Origin of the sequence: Enterobacter sp. BNK-13, assembly GCF_048685015.1 — a bacterium.
Lineage (GTDB): Bacteria > Pseudomonadota > Gammaproteobacteria > Enterobacterales > Enterobacteriaceae > Enterobacter > Enterobacter quasiroggenkampii.
In genome coordinates, this window is sequence record NZ_JBLQTP010000003.1 from 114,916 (window position 1) to 131,129 (window position 16,214).

Genomic DNA, 16,214 nt, shown 5'->3' on the forward strand with positions numbered 1-16,214 from the left:
GCCCCTTAAATTCAGATCCTGCGTCGAATCTTCTCCACCAGGGCGGCAGTCGAAATACCGTATCGTTCGTGCAAAGTGGGCAGCGCGCCCGCATCAAGGAAAGCGTCCGGCAGTGCGACGGTATCAAAGTCCACGTTCACGCGGTTGCGCATTAATAGCGACGCAACAGCCTCACACAGTCCACCAACGCTGCTGTGGTTTTCCGCCACAATCACCAGCCGTCCCGGCTTCGCCGTCTGGGCAAGTATTGTCTCTTCATCCAGCGGCTTAATCGTGGGCGAGTGCAGCACCGCCACGCTGACGTTATCCTTACGCAGCTGCTTCGCCGCCTCCAGGGCTCGCATGGTCATCAGGCCTGAGGCGATGATCAGGACGTCGCGCCCCTCTTCCAGTAGTGCGGCTTTACGCACACCGTTGCCGTGTGGTGGGTGCCACCAGTGCTGCACATCCCCCTCGATAAACTGCCGTGATGCACAGAGTATTATCTGTTCACGCATCCGGTCCGGAGCAGCGTGGCTCAGAGCCAGCGTATCCTGCAGCTGATCGCGAAAACCAAATGCACCGCCAGACTGATAGTAGCCACTCCGGGCCACGAGCCGGCAGGCTTCCGCCCCGTCTTATCACCGCAGAAAAGGCATAAAAAAACCGCAGGGAAGGCGGTCTGTATGCAGCTAGCAGGGGAGATCAGGAGGTGGTGCTGGCGAGCCTGGCCGCAAATCCAATGAAAAAGAGACCGACCAGGCATTTACGATTGCAGACAGTCTGCGGTTACCACAACTGCCGGCGCGGTTTCAGGCGGGATAGATGGATTCTTTTCTGGCATTAATGCCCTGAAGATGAACACGGCCGTTGTCAGGCAAATGGATACCCATCAGGCGCAGGATAAAGTCACGCCAGCCTCGGTTAACCTGACGATTATAGTCATACAGGTCAGTATTCTCTGCCGTATCGCGGTCTATCCGATTCAGCAAAATCTGGATAACGGCGAGTTTAAACTCCTCCGGAAATTGCTTCAGCCGGTTCACTGAAAAGCCAGCCGTTGCCCGTGGAGTCCTGCAGTTATCCTTCAGGACAACTGCAGGTGGCGAGACGTTGTCCCTGCGTCTGAGGCACTGCCAGAAGGCACGGCTAAAAAGCTTAAGGAAATGGCCGATCGCCAGGCCTGGTCCGTTTATATTATTCAGGCAATATCTGCGATCCAGTTTTTCAGTAGTGCAGCAACATCATCGCTGTTCTGTTCAAAGAACATCATATGGCTGTTACCCGGAATACCATGATCAGGCAGGAAGACGCTGTCAGCTTTGCCGTTTACGGCATGGATTTCATCGACCAGCGTCTGGTTCAGCTCGCCTGAATGCCCGGTGTTGGAATAGTGTCCGCCTGCGCTGTTGACGTTGAGAAGCGGAATATTGTGTCTGGCCATCGTGGCAGCTACCGTTTTATATTCACTGATAGGCCCGTTATCGAACCATTTTCCGGGCTGTGGGAAACGATTTTCGCCGCTGTAGCCGTCCAGCAGGATCAGGGCTCTGAACAGGTCCGGGCGCCTCAGCAGCAGACGTTGCCCCAGACCACCGGCCATTGACCACGCCACAAAAACTGCCGGGCCGGACAGATTATTGACCTTTTCAAGCACGCTGATGAAGGTGTCGTCCAGAATGGCATCAGGAACCGGTTTATTCGGGATAAGCGTCCCGAGCAGGCGACGTCTGGAAGCCTCATCACCGGGCATCTGATTGCCCTGAAGGATACCATCACCCGGTACCCCCCATTCAGGTCCCATATTCCATGCAGCCCAGGCACTGCTGTCCTGGCCTGGCCAGAACCCTTTATCAACAGACATCGCGCCATCAATCACCATCTGTGCATGGTCGATATCATCCGGATTAAAGCCGGCACGTCCTGACCCGGGCGGATCGATAACATACACCGGGTGGCCGTTACGCAGGAAGAATTGCGCCCAGCCTTCTTTCCCGTCAACGTTACTTAACCAGGCTGAAGCCGCGAAATAATTATGGGTCAGAATGATAGCCGAGCGATCTGCCGACAGGTCTGAAGGAATATAGTATTCCACGTATGCCTGATGGCGCAGGGTAACCTCTTCTGTGCCGTCGGTATTCTGCCGCCTGACCACTTCGCCACCGGCAATAAAGGAACCAAATGTTGAGAGTTTTATATCTTGCATAGCGTGCTCTTTTCGTAGGTTTAAACAGGTGAAACGGACATATCGTCAGTTTATACAGCTTCGTTTTTATTAAAGTTTGGCGTCCAGGATAACGGAGAGAATGGTCGTTCCGGGCTCTTTAGAAAAATCAGGTGCCAGCTGAGCTGCCACACTGGCGAGGGACGTGATTTGTGCGCCTGCCTGTGCAGTCCGGGCCAGTGCTGCATCTTCGGTGCGAGCTGAGCGATTACCGATACAATCCACAGGGATCAATACCCGATACCCGTTATCCAGAGCGCCCAGCGCGGTAAGCATGACGGCAACCTCTGAGGTATAGCCCGAAACGATGAGGGTGTGTTTTCCAGATTTTTTAATTGCATTAACGATTTGCTTAACCCTGAATGGATCCGCATTTTCCCGGTAAATAGTGTTTTCTGCCGTCGCGTAAGGCTGGAGTTCCGGAAGGAGTTCACCCGGTTTCCCATTCCGTGGCACGGTCAGAAAAAGGGACGGGGCCTTGATGGCATGAGCAACTTTTGCCAGTCCCCCTGCGTTGGCTGCCAGCGCAGACGGTGACATTGTATTGCTGGATGCGATTAGATCAGGATGCAGGTCGGCAAAGATAAACAGTACATCTGATGGATCCAGCGTATCGTTTCTGACCGTTTTTACACCGGTTGCTGAAATTACCGAGGATGTATAAGACAGATGAGTTTCCGGCGCAGTTATCTGGTTATCTTTTGCCTGTACGCTGGTCAGAAACAGGCTTGCACCCAGTAATATTCCCATATTAAGGGAGGTTAATTTTTTATTCATTTGATGAGTCGCTCTGATTGAGTGTGTGAGAGGTTTATTTATTTGCAGACTTGCCCGGGGCACCATGACCATAAATCGCAATATTAGGGAGCTGAAATCCCTGCACCTATGAGGCCATGAAATTAATATTGCCTGACAATTCTCATATGTAGCGGTCATACCGGTAGACATGACAGTTACCAGATGATGTATCCCGTCCATTGACTCGACAGGCAGAACGGACGGCACAAGAATGCCGTTTCGGCAGCCTGTTGCGTATCTGTCGCCGTTGTATTTCCTGAACGGCGGGAGACAGCACTTGTGCAAAACTGCATCAGGACATCACCCGTCTACACTATACTGCAAATGTTTTATGACATTTAATGCAAAGATGAGAATGAACTGATGAGATAATTTCACTAATATTGATGACTGAACCAGCCGCATGTCGGACGGGCGGCTTACGGTTCCGTTCTTTTCAGCACCATTCCGGACTGATTAATAATTTATTACGACTTCCTGTGGATTGTTATGGCTAAAGATAATTACAACGACCTCGCAGCGTTCATGGCGGTTGCCTCCGAACTCAGTTTTACCCGGGCGGCCGCCAGAATGAACGTATCTCCCTCTGCGTTAAGCCATACCATCCGGAATCTGGAAAGGCGGCTGAGTATGCGACTGTTTACCCGAACAACCCGGGCTGTGGCCCTGACTGAAGCCGGCATTCGTTTACAGTCAGGAATTTCACCCCTGATGGATGCCATTGACGAACAACTCGATGCGCTCAACACTCTCCGGGATAAGCCTGCCGGTACCATACGTTTATCTGCCCCTGAATTCGCCGCCCGGTTTTATCTGTGGCCAAAGATCAGACGGTTCATTTCAGACTATCCGGATGTGACGGTTGAAATGAACGTCAGTAACAGCCTGCTTGATATCGTGTCCGAGAACTTTGATGCAGGGATTCGAATGGGGGAAAACCTGGCTAAGGATATGATATCAGTAAGGATAAGTCCGGATACGCGCTATCTGGTAGTGGGCGCGCCGGCCTATCTGGACACCATTCACCTTCCCGCGCATCCCCGGGAGCTGATTCAGTATAAATGCATTAATTACCGTTTTTCGCTGGCAGGTCAGATTGTCCCCTGGGAGTTTGCCCGTGACGGAAAAATCGTAAAAGTCCGAGTTGAGGGCCCCCTGATATTTAATGACGTTGAGCATGCACTGCAGGCGGCTGTGGAGGGAATTGGACTGGCTTATGTGCATGAAGAGTATGCCGATGAGTATCTCCGCAATGGCATGCTACAGGAACTTCTGGCTGACTGGTCGCCGCTCTGGGAAGGTCTGCACCTGTATTACCCCAACCGGCATCTTACTTCATCAGCTTTTACCGCGTTTGTAGAGGCGCTTAGATTTCGTGAATGATTGCCGCATAGCGACATCCCGGTCGCCATTGCTCTGTTATTCAGTAAAAGGTGCTTATTACTGAAAAATATATTCAGTCCGCAATTAATGTTGCAGTGCTTTTTTGTGACACATGACGATCAAAACCAGGCTCCTTTTTTAAAGCGTACATGATTATGGTCAGAAAACAGTTCCTGAAATAAGCGTGTTCTCTGGCGCAGGTCGTTTTCTGGCTGTCCGTGCAGACCCTGGCTGCAGGCTCGCTGATCATGAAGATGGATACCGGGTCTGTACCCGGTATGGTTCAGTATTTACAGCCGGTCATTCTTCTGAGGAGTAAAACCGGGCAGATGAAAGGTTTTTCTGTAACGGGCGCTACTCCGATTCAGCGAAACAAAGTCCCTTTTCTCCGGTCAGCTCTTCCGCTTTGTCCCACAGAGCCTTCGCCTGTTCAGGATCCGCAGCATAAGAACGAACGCCTTCGCGCAGCCCCTCTCCATCCATCACTTTCGCAACGTGACAGTCTTCGCAATACCGCCCCCCGGCCTCCTCCACAGGTGCCGCCACTGCAGCCCATACCGTTGTTGCCGCTCCCTGTGAAATATCCTTATAGCGAAACGGGGGGCGTCCGGCTTTTTGGTTGGCTTCATTTATAGAAGCGACAAGGGCTTCTTCATCTTCTGGACTGTAATGCCGCTGAAGTTCTGTCCGGATGGAGCCTGGATGAACGGCAATGGCACGAATGCCATATCGTTGTGCTCGTCGGTCCAGCTCCAGGGCAAACAAGGCATCAGCCGTTTTAGAACGACCATAAGCTATCCACGGATCGTAGCGGCTGTGGGTAAAATTAAAGTCGTTCAAATCAATATTTGCCCGTGAGTGTGCCCCTGAGGATAAAATAACGACCCTTCCGCCTTTCTTAAGCAGTGGAAAAAGGCGGTTAACAAGAACAAAATGGCCGATAAAGTTTGTGCCAATCTGGATTTCAAATCCCTCTTTAGTCAGACCGAATGGTGTGGCCATAACCCCGGCATTGGCAATAATAATATCCAGCGCTGAAACGCTGTCCCGAAGTTTACCGGCACAAGAACGGACACTGTCCAGGTCGGCAAGATCGAGCTGGATCAACGAAAATTTACCGCCGCCCTGTATTGCCGCTTCATGAACAATTTGTGTAGCCAGCTTACCTTTATCAATATCCCTGACCGCTCCGATCACTTCAGCGCCATGCGCAACCAGTGCCCGGGCTGTCTCTACGCCAAGCCCGGCAGATGCCCCGGTGACAAGAATCCGCAAACCAGAAAGATCATGACCTTTCAGAACATCTTCTGTCGTCGACTCCGCATTAAACTCGTTTTTCATTTTCACTCCTGGTATATGTATGACTAAGGGAGGGGGTTGTGTCTGAAACCTCCCCCATTTTCCTCGTTCAGCGGCCTACCAGTTTTAGGTCCTTTTCGTTATACCGGGTTCCTTTCACCGGCATTTTAAGCAAGAGAGCATCCAGTTCCTGAAGGATTTCCGGCGTCAGCACCACTGAAGCTGCCGCTGTATTTTCCTGCATACGGTGTATCTTTGTGGTCCCCGGGATAGGCACAATCCATTCCTTTTGCGCCAGTAGCCACGCCAGTGCCAGCTGGGCACTGGTACACTTAATCCCTGATGCCAGACGACCTATCTCTGTCGCAATTTTCACATTGTTATCACGGGATTCTGTACTGAATCTGGGAAGACGGTTACGTACATCATTTTCATCAAAAACAGTATCTGATGTGATTGCTCCCGTCAGGATCCCCTTGCCAAGGGGACTAAATGGAACAAATCCCACACCAAGTTCATTCAGAAGCGGCAGAATGTATTTTTCAGGATCCCGGGTAAACAATGAGTAATCACTCTGCACAGCCGTAACCGGGAAAACGGCATGGGCGCGGCGGATGGTCTCAGGCCCCGCTTCAGAAAGGCCAAAATGTTTGACCTTCCCTTCTTTCACCAGATCCGCAACCGTACCCGCCACATCTTCAATAGGAACATCGGGATCCACGCGATGCTGGTAAAACAGGTCGATATAATCTGTTTTCATCAGCTTCAGGGATTTTTCAGCCACCTGCCGTATCCGCTGCGGACGGCTGTCGAGCAATCCCGTTCTGGCATTACCGTCCTTCCAGCCAAATTTTGTGGCAAGTACGACGTCATGGCGAAATGGAGCAACCGCTTCTCCCAGTAGCGTTTCATTTTCAGCGCCATAAGCTTCTGCAGTATCAAAAAAAGTAACGCCGTTCTGATAAGCTGACCGGATGAGTTGCACTGCTTCATCCTGCTTCACAGCTGGTCCATATCCGAAAGAGAGTCCCATACAGCCAAAACCTATGGCAGATACCCGGAGTTCCTGACCCAGTTTACGTTGTTTCATTCTTTCTCCTTCTGATCATCCAAAGTTTGTTATAGAACCTGTTTCATCAAAAATTAATACTCATGTTTGAGATGGACTTATGAAAAAAAATCAACAATACATAACTGAAAGGCCAGTTTTATGTAACTGGCCAAAGTTTCAGCGATAGGCGCTGCTGACTAAAAGAATTTCGTCAGGGGATGAAAGTGGATACAGCTTCAGCCGGTGGGCGATTAATTCTCCCGAATTTATATATCACCGAACTTCTCTTTCACCAGACGTTCTGCGGCGTCCCAGAGAGCACTTGCATGTGCTGGATCCTGAGCATAAGAACGAACCCCGTCGCTGACCCCCTCACTGTTATTGATGTAGGCGACATGGCAGTTTTCACAGTATTTACCGGCGATATCAGACACACTGGCTGCGGCGGCAGCCCAGACTGTCGTCGCAGCTCCCTGTTGTACTGTTTTCCACTGAAATGGTGGGAGACCTCTTCTGGCATTCGCCTTATTAATCTCAGCGATGAAAGCTTCATCGACTTCCTTACTGTAATGGCGTTGCAGTTCGGTCTGGATCGCACCTGGATGAACGGATGCTGCGTGAATATTCTGGCTTCCGTACCGGCGTTCCAGTTCGACTGCAAGCAGTGCAACTGCCGTTTTTGAGCGGCCATAGGCTATCCAGGGATCATAGGGAGTGAGCTCAAAATTCAGATCCTCAATATTCACGTCAGCAATGGCATGGGCAAGCGAAGAGAGCAGGATAATTCGTGCTCCCGGATTAAGGGCTGGTATCAGACGTTTAATGAACACAAAGTGACCGATGAAATTTGTACCCATCTGGGTTTCAAACCCGTCCGCCGTTTTCCCTTCCGGTGTCGCCATGACGCCTGCGTTGGCAATGACGATATCAAAATGTTGGTTACTGTTGAGCAGGCTGTCCGTTGCTGCACAGACACTGTTCAACGCGGCGAGATCCATCTCAATTAAGTGAAAGGAACCGGCCGATTCTGCAGCCAGTAATCTGATATCAGAGACAGCAGCTTCCGCCTTTTTCAGGTTACGCGCAGTTCCTGTCACTGAAGCTCCCCGTGCAACCAGAGCCCGGGCCGTTTCCACGCCAAGACCGGCAGAGACACCGGTTATCAGAACATTTTTACCTGTCAGGTCAACATTGTTGAGAACATCGTTTGCGGTGGACGTTGCAGTAAAGTCAGTTGTCATAAATTATCCTCAGTAAGAACAATAGCCACGGGTGCTGATTCACCGGTGAGTGGCCAGATTTCCACGAAAGAAAAACCAGATAAGGAAGGTTATGCCCAGCACTGCCATGCCTGCACCTGCAACGGCGTACCAGTTACCGGCATTCCAGAGCAGACCTGTCAGGGCTGAACCCGTTGCCCCACCGATGAAGTTTAAAGTAATAAATGCGGTATTAATCCGGCTGCGGTTGACTGGATCCAGCGCCAGTATTCTGGACTGATTCACCACGTTCAGCGTCTGGATTGCCATATCAAAGGTAATAACGGCGATAATGACCAGCCAGATGGTGTGTACGGCAATCAGCGTCACAGCAAGGGAAACAATGGCCAGAATGAGTGCATAACCCGTTGCTGCAACCGAGTATCCTTTATCGTGAAGTGAGCCCGCTCTTCGCGCTGCGAGCGCTCCAGCAAGACCGGCAATGCCGACCAGACCAATTTGGTCGGTCGTATAGAAAAAGGGCGAACTGCTCAGAAGAAATGTTAAACCTGTCCAGAATGCGCTAAAGACGGCGAAGACACCAAATCCCAGCATCAGGGTGGTACGGATAGCCTTGTGGCTCCCTGCAATTTTAAAAACAGAGAGGATCAAAGGAACATAGGGTATACGAGCTTTATCTTTTTCTTCGGGGAGTATGAACAATAAAAGCATCGCTAACAAAAATGTGCATCCGGCGGCAAAAAAGTAGATAGACCGCCATCCCAGATATTCACTGGAAAAACCGCTCAGTGTACGTGAGAGCAGGATCCCGGTCAGCATTCCGGATACAATAGTGCCAATAATTTTTCCACGTTTAGCAGCAGGAGATATATCGCTGATAAAAGGAGTCAAAATACCTCCTCCCACTGTAGTCACTCCCAGAATCCCCATAAATATACACAATATAATGAACTGCGAGGAAAGAGCACATCCGAGAAGGGCTAGTGCAGAGGTAAAGAGAACAGCAGGGATCAAGTATTTCCTGTTTATCGTATCACCCAGTGGTACAATCAAGAAAATCCCGAGTGCATAGCCCAGTTGCGTAATCGTAATAAGTAGACTGGCGTTGCCTGCCGGAATATGCATATCAATAGCAATAACATGCAATAATGGCTGGGCCCAGTACAGATTTCCGACAGCAAGGCCGCCAGTGACGGCGAAGAGGAGCACCATCGCTTTCGTGAGGTTTGTTTCAGGGATCATGCTCTTATCAGTCAATTTTTCTTCCTTATGACGGTCAGGTGTTAGTTTTTTCCAGTAGCCCTTATCAAGGCAGATATATATGATTATTAACTAATGTGATTTATTCATTTTTTTATACTTCCTCAGCCGTCGTCGCTATTTCACCTAAAAAGGGGTGATCGCAAAATATACAACTAGGCAATATGCAATATGTTTATCTTTAAGCAGAACACTTGTCTCACCCAGTAAAAATCACCGGTAAATATTAAACATTTCTGTGCGTAGACAAAAAAAGACGAAGTATTTTATATTGTGATTTTCAGATTCGTTATTAACCGTTCAGTTTCTGGGTGAGACATACTTCATTTAATAAGCTCCGGGGTGACAAATTAGCTACTCAACGGTAGTTGATAAGCCGCAGCATTAGCTGCGGCAACAAACCTCAGCGTCAGAATAAATCAGTAAAGCCCCTGCTTATCCCAGAATTCACAGTGATGAGTATCAGCGAAATGCCCTGATACCATTCTGGCTTTCGGAAGGGCGAAGGTCATGAAATTATCTGACTTCGCACTATAGCGGGGCCAGCTCTGTTCACGGCTGGACATTTTTGCCATACCGGAGAAGTAGCCGACCATTTCCTGTGACAGTTTTTCCTGGGCTGGGTTAAGGCTGATATGTATATCGCTTCCTCCGTGAAAACCCGGAAACACGTAAGCCAGTTCAAATGTATGAGCTGCCTGCAGAGGGAATGTTGTTGCGCTGATATAAGAGGGTGCAGTGCGATCGCTAAACTCATACGCATACACGGGGATTTTATCAGCCAGACTCCGGTTTAATGCGCGCGCAGGGCAGGAGAACATGCTGTCCGTTGCAGCGGCTGCAAAAGCCTCACTAGGATTGTCATAGTTTTTAAGTGGGTATTCTGCCAGCACCTTAGGCTTGAGCGTTTTACCGTACTGCTGTTCAATCCATTCGGGGTAGTCTCTTTCCTGCAGGGTTTTCCCTGTCAGTATTTCCGGCAGTGCGACGAAAAAGCGCCCTTCGTCACGCGTTGTCCCGTTGATAAGCGTAACCGGGTTGATCTTACCACTTTTGTAAGCATCAGCCGGATGAACAGGCAAGGTTTTACCGTCGATGATAAATTCGTTAAGTGCGAACGATGGCTGAACATCCAGGATCCGCTTGGTCGGTACGGCGCGCAGGCATTCTGCATCCCCGGCATCACAGCCCAGGGCTCGGGCAAATTTTATCCCCGTTTCACGCGCAACATTCAGTGGACGCGGAGCGCCAAAAGCTGGATGACGCGACATGATTCCGGAACCACTCATTGCCACAACATGCTTGAACAGACCAGCTGATCCCGGAGCGGCAATATGTGCCATAACGCTGTTACCGCCGGAGGATTCTCCGGAAATGGTGACATTAGATGGATCCCCGCCAAAGGCAGATATATTCTTCTGCACCCAGCGCAGTGCCGCCTGCTGATCCATAAGTCCGTAATTGCCTGCTTCATGCCCTTCTGAATCCAGCCCTGGAGTGGACAGAAAACCAAACATTCCCAGTCGGTAATTTAAGGTGACAACAACAGAATTACCTTCCCTGACGAGTCTGGATGGGTCGTAATCCCCCCCCTGCCCTACCTGAAGCCCTCCTCCGTGGATCCAGACGAAAACTGGCAGCTTTTGATCACTATTGTGCATTTCAGCTGGGCGATAGACGTTCAGGTACAGGCAATCTTCATTTCCCCCGGCCCTGGCGAACTCACCAAGATCAGCGTTCTGCGCACAGCTTGCTGCCAGTGCATTTGCCTTTAAGGCCGTTGTCCAGGGAGCGACTGGCTGCGGGGGTTGCCAGCGTAATTTACCGACAGGTGGGGCGGCGTAAGGCAGGCCAAGCCAGGAACTGATACCATTAATTACCGTTCCTGTGACCGGACCTGAAGAGGTGGATACCTCCAGTGTATCCTGCGCCATGGCTGGCAGAGCCATCATCAGGCAGGCGGTGGTAATCAGTGCCGATACTGATTTTTTGAGTTTACCATTTCGTTTCATATTCGATCTCATATCAGTCACATCTCTAAGAATGTAATGATAGATTGGTTTTTGTGATTAAATTAGTATCTGAATAGTGGATGCTATAATGTATAAAATTCATTAATTGAACGGTAAGGTACCTGTACTGGGCTCCATTGTGGCAGTCTGAGTTAACAGGGCTGAGATACTAGGAAAAAGTGACCAGTAAGCTTTTTCTTTTTTGTAAAAAAACAACGTCCTGAGATTTCTTTGATGATCCGCAATAATATTAACGACCTTGTCGCTTTCCTTGCTGTTGCAAGAGAGCGAAGCTTTACCCGGGCGGCTGCGAAGATAGGGATCTCTCAGTCAGCTCTGAGTCACACCATAAGGAACCTGGAGAAAAGACTGGGTGTACGTTTGCTGACCAGAACCACCCGCGCCGTTTCACCGACAGATGCCGGTGAAAAACTGATACAGGGCATAGGTCCACATTTTGATGGCATTGAAATGCAGCTTGAGGCGCTTAACGCGCTGAAAGAATCGCCCTCAGGCACCATTCGTCTGAATGCACCGGATTACGCCATCAGCAACGTGATCTGGCCAAAACTGAATGATTTCCTGCTGGCTTATCCTGATATCAAAATTGAGCTGATGCTCGACAACGGTCTCTCCGATATTGTGACTGAACGCTATGACGCCGGAGTACGTATGGGCGAGCAGCTGGCAAAAGATATGATTTCTGCACGCATCAGCCCTGATTTTCGTTTTGCAGTGGTGGGTTCTCCCGCCTATTTCAGCAACCATCCTGTCCCCCGTTCTCCTAATGAACTCATCACTCATACCTGTATAAACTACCGGTTTCCGTCATCCGGTGCGCTGTATGCGTGGGAATTTGAGGTGGAAGGTAAAGAAGTCAAGGTACGCGTTGACGGGCAGCTGACCTTTAATAATATTTTTTATGTTCTCGACGCAGCACTGGCCGGGTACGGACTCGCCTACGTACCTGAAGAAATTGCCCTGGCATATATAAAAAAGGGCGATCTCCTCCGGGTTCTTGAAAATTGCTCTCCCTGGTGGGAGGGGTTTTATCTCTATTATCCTCACAGGCATCATGCCTCCCCAGCCTTCAGAGCGCTTACTGAGGCCCTCCGTCACCGCGGCTAAGCTCTGACACCATCCGGTCTGTAGTGTATTCCTTCTCATGAATTTCATGCCACAGTTAACTTTGCAACGAAGATCATATGCGAGTCCTGTCAGGTTCCGGGTGAGGTATTTTTTTGATTATCAGCCCGGACCAGGCTTCCTCATCATCAGGCTCATGCCAAAGCTGGAATGGGGGATCGCCATTCCAGGTATAACGACACGGCGGGAATGAAAATAAGCGGAAAAGTGGCATACACTAAGTCATAACAGTCAGGTTTAAGCCACCCGTTTTTAAGGCGGGTGGCCTGGTATCCCATCTGGTTATCTTAAGTTTGCCGTGAAGAAATGTTCAATTTCAGCAAACGGGATTTTACCCGCAGCGTTATCGTAGAGATCGACATGGTTTGCCCCAGGGACAATCACCAGTTTTTTCTCTTTGCTGCCGATTGCCTTGAAAGCATCTTCAGCAAAATAGCGTGAGTGGGCTTTTTCACCAGTCACGATAAGCGCCGGAATGGTGACTTCGCTGGCGTAACTCAGCAATGGCATATTCATAAACGACAATGGCATGGTTGCATTCCATGCCCCGGTGGAATTGACCGAACGCGCATGGAAACCACGCGGCACACGGTAGTAATCGAAGAATTCTTTCAGTACCGGATGGGGGTTGGCGGGTAAGGTTTCCGGCAGAATACGCGCGGCAGCGGTGGCGTTACCCTTCTCATCAACATAAATGTCATGCCCGCCCGGCGTGGAAGTACCGTTTGCCGCATCCTTCCAGCGCTGAGCGTTCAGAAACTGCAGTACCGCACGGCGATCGGCAGTGGTGTAGCGGTCTTTACCATCGCCCACCCCATGCCCCATCGCCCGACTCATGTCATACATTACGCTGGTCGCCACAGCTCTGACGCGAGTATCCATCGCTGCATCATTTAACGCCATCCCCCCCCATCCGCAAATGCCGAGCAGGCCGATACGGTTACGATCCACCTCGTGTTGCAGGCCCAGAAAGTCCACGGCCGCGCTGAAATCCTCGGTATTGATATCCGGTGAGGCAACATTACGGGGATAGCCACCGCTTTCGCCCGTATAGGAAGGGTCAAACGCCAGTGTGACAAACCCCAGTTCGGCCAGCGTCTGTGCATACAGGCCGCTGGACTGCTCTTTCACCGCACCGAAGGGGCCGCTGACGGCAATAGCAGCCAGTTTACGGTTACCGCGGTCTTTCGGCAGGTAGAGATCTCCAACTAAGGTGATCCCGTAGCGGTTCTGAAAGGTCACCTTACGGTGATCCACTTTCGCGCTTTCGGAGAAAGTTTTATCCCATTTTTCAGTCAATGAAACAGGCGCATTCGGGTTAGTTGTATCAGCATAACTCATCGTTGTAACTCCACTTAATAAAGCGCATAGCAGCATGACGGGTATCCCGGATTTCAGTCTTCTGGAGAAAAGCGTCATCAAAAACCCCCTGAAATAAACGCGACAGAAGCAGGACTTGAATGGACAATGCTGCTGTGCCTGGTTGACATTTTCCTATTCTAGCTAGCAGTAAAAGAGCTTATTAGTGGGTAAAAAGTGCTAAGATTAATAGCTTATTGTTCTGAATAGCGAACTGGCAGTGAGGAAGAATGGCGAAACGGGAAAACTATAATGACCTTTACCTGTTCATGCAGGTCGTGAGGGAAGGTAGTTTTACTGCTGCCGCGCAACGGCTTGGCCTGGCTCAGTCGGGGATCAGCCGCGCTGTCCGCGAACTTGAAGAGCGCCTTGGCGTTCAGCTTCTGGTTCGAACCACCCGTCGGTTATCACTCACTCAGGCCGGCGAACAACTTTATCACAATGTTGCATCCGGTTTTGACGCCCTGGACCTGGGGCTAACCAGACTGGCGCATTATCGCCAGACACCCTCCGGTACGGTACGCATCAATGCCAGCCAGCACGCCATTGATAAAGTCCTGCTACCGAAGCTGGCAGCATTTAAACAAAGCTATCCCGATATCAGACTCGAGCTCATCAGCGAAAGCCGGTTTGTCGATATTATTGCAGAGCGATTTGATGCAGGCGTTCGTCTGGGCGCGGAAGTGCGAAATGGTATGATTGCAGTACGTATTTCCCCTGATATGGAGATGGCCATTGTCGGTACGCCGGAACACTTTCGTCGCTACGGCTTTCCCCGAACTCCCGCCGATTTAGCCGTACATCCCTGCATCGCTTATCAGTTTGGCGACGGCAACCTGTACGCCTGGGAACTCGATCTGGATGGGAAAAAAATCACCCATCCACCTCAGGGACAGTGGGTTTTCGCCGACAGCTACATGGAAGCCAGAGCGGCCAGGCTGGGTCTTGGCCTGGCCTATGTCCCGGAAGAGCTGATAACCGAGGATTTAGCACAAGGCACACTTATCCGGGTACTCCAGCGTTTCAGCCGGCGTCTTGACGGTTCATTTCTCTATTACCCGCACCGCAATGTGTCACCTGCACTGAGAGCGGTAATTGATACATTACGAATTTAAAGAATGAAAATATGATTATGCGCAGATCAGGTCATGAAGCAGCAGTTCCTGACATAGCACGGATAATTTAACTAAACCAGGCAGAGGGTGCACAGTTTCAGTTGAGTATTGTTCAACGATTTATCCGTCACGAATCTCGGGGAACTCCTTTCTTTCTGTTTTCGAACACACACTATATCGTCTTGCCCGGAAGGCATATACATTCATTCATGAGTATTATTCATTGGTTCAATAGGTTCACGTTTATAGTTAATCAGTAATCAACAGGCTATAGTGAAATGATAAAATAAAAAACCGCCCGCTCCCGTAATTGGATTTGTCATTTCTGAAAATCAGTTACTTCTTGTTAAAACAGAAAGGCAGTAACTACATCTGAAATCGGGACATAATTGTTGGGTAAGTGAGCGAGTTTTAAAATGATACTTTTGTTAATGGCTGTAATTAATAAAGCTATCATTTTGGGGGATGGAAGTCAGCTGCTTATTACTGAGGTGTGTCGGAGTCGACTGTTTTTTTCAAAGGACAACGAGCTGATTCACAATCTCAGAATATTTTCCCACATACATTCTTGAACGAGGATCGTTATGAAATCAATACCAGCTGTTTTTCTGGGAATCATCCTGTCAGCGCCAGGTTTCGCGCAAGTTACTCAAGGAGAGCACCGCATGTCTTCAGATACCCCCCCTTCTGTTGCCGTCGTTTCCCCGGCATTGCAAAGTTATATTCAGAACGCTGTTGAGGGTGATCTGTGGAAACGACCACAGCTTTCACCACGTGATCGAAGTGTCATTACTGTAGCCGTACTGATAGCCCGGAACCAGATATCGGAGCTTTCGGGTGAGCTGAACAGGGCCCTTGATAACGGTGTTAAACCCCGTGAAATATCTGAAATCATTACGCATCTCGCATTCTACTCCGGACTTGCCAATGCCACAGGTGCTGCCACTGCAACGGCAGATGTCTTTGCTGCCCGGGGCATTGGTGTCGAGCAACTCCCCTCAACTGAGCCTGTACTGTTACCCCTGGATGTAGCCGCAGAGACAAAGCGGGCTGAAACTGCGGAGAAGATTGCAGGCTCCGTTTCGCCTGCACTGGTGCAATACACCACTGACATCCTGTTCAGAGGCCTCTGGCTACGCCCTGATCTCACACCCCGTGACAGAAGCCTGGTGACAGTATCTGGCCTTATCGCGAATGGTCAGGTGAACCAGATCGGATTCCATCTCAATAAAGCAATGGATAACGGCCTGACCCGTGCACAGGTTGCTGAATTGATTGCTCAGGTTGCGTTTTATGCAGGCTGGCCCAACGCGTTTTCCGCAGTTCCGGTTGTTCAGGACGTTCTCAATAACCGGAACAGCTGAGAAA

At 50.1% G+C, this 16,214-nt stretch carries 13 protein-coding genes and 2 pseudogenes; 5 read left to right on the forward strand and 10 right to left on the reverse strand.

The features are described 5' to 3' along the window. Positions 1–11: 11 nt before the first annotated feature. Both ACMGGQ_RS23680 and ACMGGQ_RS23685 read right to left on the reverse strand, forming a co-directional pair. Positions 12–404, reverse strand: a pseudogene (locus ACMGGQ_RS23680) (transketolase C-terminal domain-containing protein); the annotation flags it as partial. Next, positions 405–605, reverse strand: a pseudogene (locus ACMGGQ_RS23685) (GH36-type glycosyl hydrolase domain-containing protein); the annotation flags it as partial. 231 nt (positions 606–836) lie between these two features. Here ACMGGQ_RS23685 and ACMGGQ_RS23690 point away from each other — a divergent pair. Continuing rightward, complete coding sequence (locus tag ACMGGQ_RS23690; protein WP_420290690.1) at positions 837–1,028, forward strand: hypothetical protein; 192 nt, start codon at positions 837–839, stop codon at positions 1,026–1,028. A 152-nt stretch (positions 1,029–1,180) separates the two neighbouring features. Here the strand turns inward: ACMGGQ_RS23690 and ACMGGQ_RS23695 are convergent, their stop codons facing one another. Together ACMGGQ_RS23695 and ACMGGQ_RS23700 are read right to left on the reverse strand one after the other, a co-directional pair. Beyond that, complete coding sequence (locus ACMGGQ_RS23695) at positions 1,181–2,185, reverse strand: hypothetical protein (RefSeq protein ID WP_410029376.1); 1,005 nt, start codon at positions 2,183–2,185, stop codon at positions 1,181–1,183. A 69-nt stretch (positions 2,186–2,254) separates the two neighbouring features. Beyond that, positions 2,255–2,980 (reverse strand): isochorismatase family protein, encoded by a 726-nt coding sequence (locus tag ACMGGQ_RS23700; RefSeq protein ID WP_274578682.1) that lies wholly within the window; start codon positions 2,978–2,980, stop codon positions 2,255–2,257. A 510-nt stretch (positions 2,981–3,490) separates the two neighbouring features. On the opposite strand from ACMGGQ_RS23700, the gene ACMGGQ_RS23705 reads away from it, so the two are divergent. Beyond that, positions 3,491–4,384, forward strand: coding sequence for a LysR family transcriptional regulator (locus ACMGGQ_RS23705; RefSeq protein WP_274578681.1), 894 nt, complete (start codon positions 3,491–3,493; stop codon positions 4,382–4,384). 354 nt (positions 4,385–4,738) lie between these two features. Here ACMGGQ_RS23705 and ACMGGQ_RS23710 read toward each other — a convergent pair whose 3' ends face one another. From ACMGGQ_RS23710 to ACMGGQ_RS23730, 5 genes are all read right to left on the reverse strand, one after another. Beyond that, entirely contained in the window at positions 4,739–5,725 is a 987-nt protein-coding gene (locus tag ACMGGQ_RS23710; protein ID WP_274578680.1) for an SDR family NAD(P)-dependent oxidoreductase, read from the reverse strand. Between the two features lie 67 nt (positions 5,726–5,792). After that, positions 5,793–6,773: an aldo/keto reductase gene (locus ACMGGQ_RS23715; RefSeq protein ID WP_274578679.1), complete on the reverse strand. Its 981-nt coding sequence runs from the start codon at positions 6,771–6,773 to the stop codon at positions 5,793–5,795. A 227-nt stretch (positions 6,774–7,000) separates the two neighbouring features. Continuing rightward, the gene (locus ACMGGQ_RS23720; protein ID WP_274578678.1) at positions 7,001–7,975 is read right to left on the reverse strand and encodes an SDR family NAD(P)-dependent oxidoreductase; all 975 of its coding nucleotides are present in this window, start codon (positions 7,973–7,975) and stop codon (positions 7,001–7,003) included. Between the two features lie 39 nt (positions 7,976–8,014). Further along, complete coding sequence (locus tag ACMGGQ_RS23725) at positions 8,015–9,211, reverse strand: MFS transporter (protein WP_274578677.1); 1,197 nt, start codon at positions 9,209–9,211, stop codon at positions 8,015–8,017. 422 nt (positions 9,212–9,633) lie between these two features. Next, positions 9,634–11,226, reverse strand: coding sequence for a carboxylesterase/lipase family protein (locus ACMGGQ_RS23730; protein ID WP_410029377.1), 1,593 nt, complete (start codon positions 11,224–11,226; stop codon positions 9,634–9,636). Between the two features lie 234 nt (positions 11,227–11,460). Here ACMGGQ_RS23730 and ACMGGQ_RS23735 point away from each other — a divergent pair, with 234 nt between their 5' ends. After that, positions 11,461–12,354, forward strand: coding sequence for a LysR family transcriptional regulator (locus tag ACMGGQ_RS23735; RefSeq protein WP_282982951.1), 894 nt, complete (start codon positions 11,461–11,463; stop codon positions 12,352–12,354). A gap of 300 nt (positions 12,355–12,654) precedes the next feature. Here the strand turns inward: ACMGGQ_RS23735 and ACMGGQ_RS23740 are convergent, their stop codons facing one another. Next, a complete protein-coding gene (locus ACMGGQ_RS23740; protein WP_420290673.1) occupies positions 12,655–13,791 on the reverse strand; it encodes an alpha/beta hydrolase in 1,137 nt (378 codons plus the stop codon). A gap of 170 nt (positions 13,792–13,961) precedes the next feature. On the opposite strand from ACMGGQ_RS23740, the gene ACMGGQ_RS23745 reads away from it, so the two are divergent. After that, a complete protein-coding gene (locus ACMGGQ_RS23745) occupies positions 13,962–14,846 on the forward strand; it encodes a LysR family transcriptional regulator (RefSeq protein WP_282982949.1) in 885 nt (294 codons plus the stop codon). Positions 14,847–15,430: 584 nt separating this feature from the next. Beyond that, complete coding sequence (locus tag ACMGGQ_RS23750; RefSeq protein WP_420290674.1) at positions 15,431–16,210, forward strand: carboxymuconolactone decarboxylase family protein; 780 nt, start codon at positions 15,431–15,433, stop codon at positions 16,208–16,210. Positions 16,211–16,214: the final 4 nt, after the last annotated feature.

What these genes read in the sequence shown, in the direction of transcription:
- ACMGGQ_RS23730 (WP_410029377.1), bottom strand. Translation starts at nt 11,226, where the DNA reads ATGAAACGAAATGGTAAACTCAAAAAATCAGTATCGGCACTGATTACC.
- ACMGGQ_RS23705 (WP_274578681.1), top strand. Translation starts at nt 3,491, where the DNA reads ATGGCTAAAGATAATTACAACGACCTCGCAGCGTTCATGGCGGTTGCC.
- ACMGGQ_RS23735 (WP_282982951.1), top strand. Translation starts at nt 11,461, where the DNA reads ATGATCCGCAATAATATTAACGACCTTGTCGCTTTCCTTGCTGTTGCA.
- ACMGGQ_RS23695 (WP_410029376.1), bottom strand. Translation starts at nt 2,185, where the DNA reads ATGCAAGATATAAAACTCTCAACATTTGGTTCCTTTATTGCCGGTGGC.
- ACMGGQ_RS23750 (WP_420290674.1), top strand. Translation starts at nt 15,431, where the DNA reads ATGAAATCAATACCAGCTGTTTTTCTGGGAATCATCCTGTCAGCGCCA.
- ACMGGQ_RS23700 (WP_274578682.1), bottom strand. Translation starts at nt 2,980, where the DNA reads ATGAATAAAAAATTAACCTCCCTTAATATGGGAATATTACTGGGTGCA.
- ACMGGQ_RS23715 (WP_274578679.1), bottom strand. Translation starts at nt 6,773, where the DNA reads ATGAAACAACGTAAACTGGGTCAGGAACTCCGGGTATCTGCCATAGGT.
- ACMGGQ_RS23720 (WP_274578678.1), bottom strand. Translation starts at nt 7,975, where the DNA reads ATGACAACTGACTTTACTGCAACGTCCACCGCAAACGATGTTCTCAAC.
- ACMGGQ_RS23690 (WP_420290690.1), top strand. Translation starts at nt 837, where the DNA reads ATGAACACGGCCGTTGTCAGGCAAATGGATACCCATCAGGCGCAGGAT.
- ACMGGQ_RS23740 (WP_420290673.1), bottom strand. Translation starts at nt 13,791, where the DNA reads ATGACGCTTTTCTCCAGAAGACTGAAATCCGGGATACCCGTCATGCTG.
- ACMGGQ_RS23745 (WP_282982949.1), top strand. Translation starts at nt 13,962, where the DNA reads ATGGCGAAACGGGAAAACTATAATGACCTTTACCTGTTCATGCAGGTC.
- ACMGGQ_RS23710 (WP_274578680.1), bottom strand. Translation starts at nt 5,725, where the DNA reads ATGAAAAACGAGTTTAATGCGGAGTCGACGACAGAAGATGTTCTGAAA.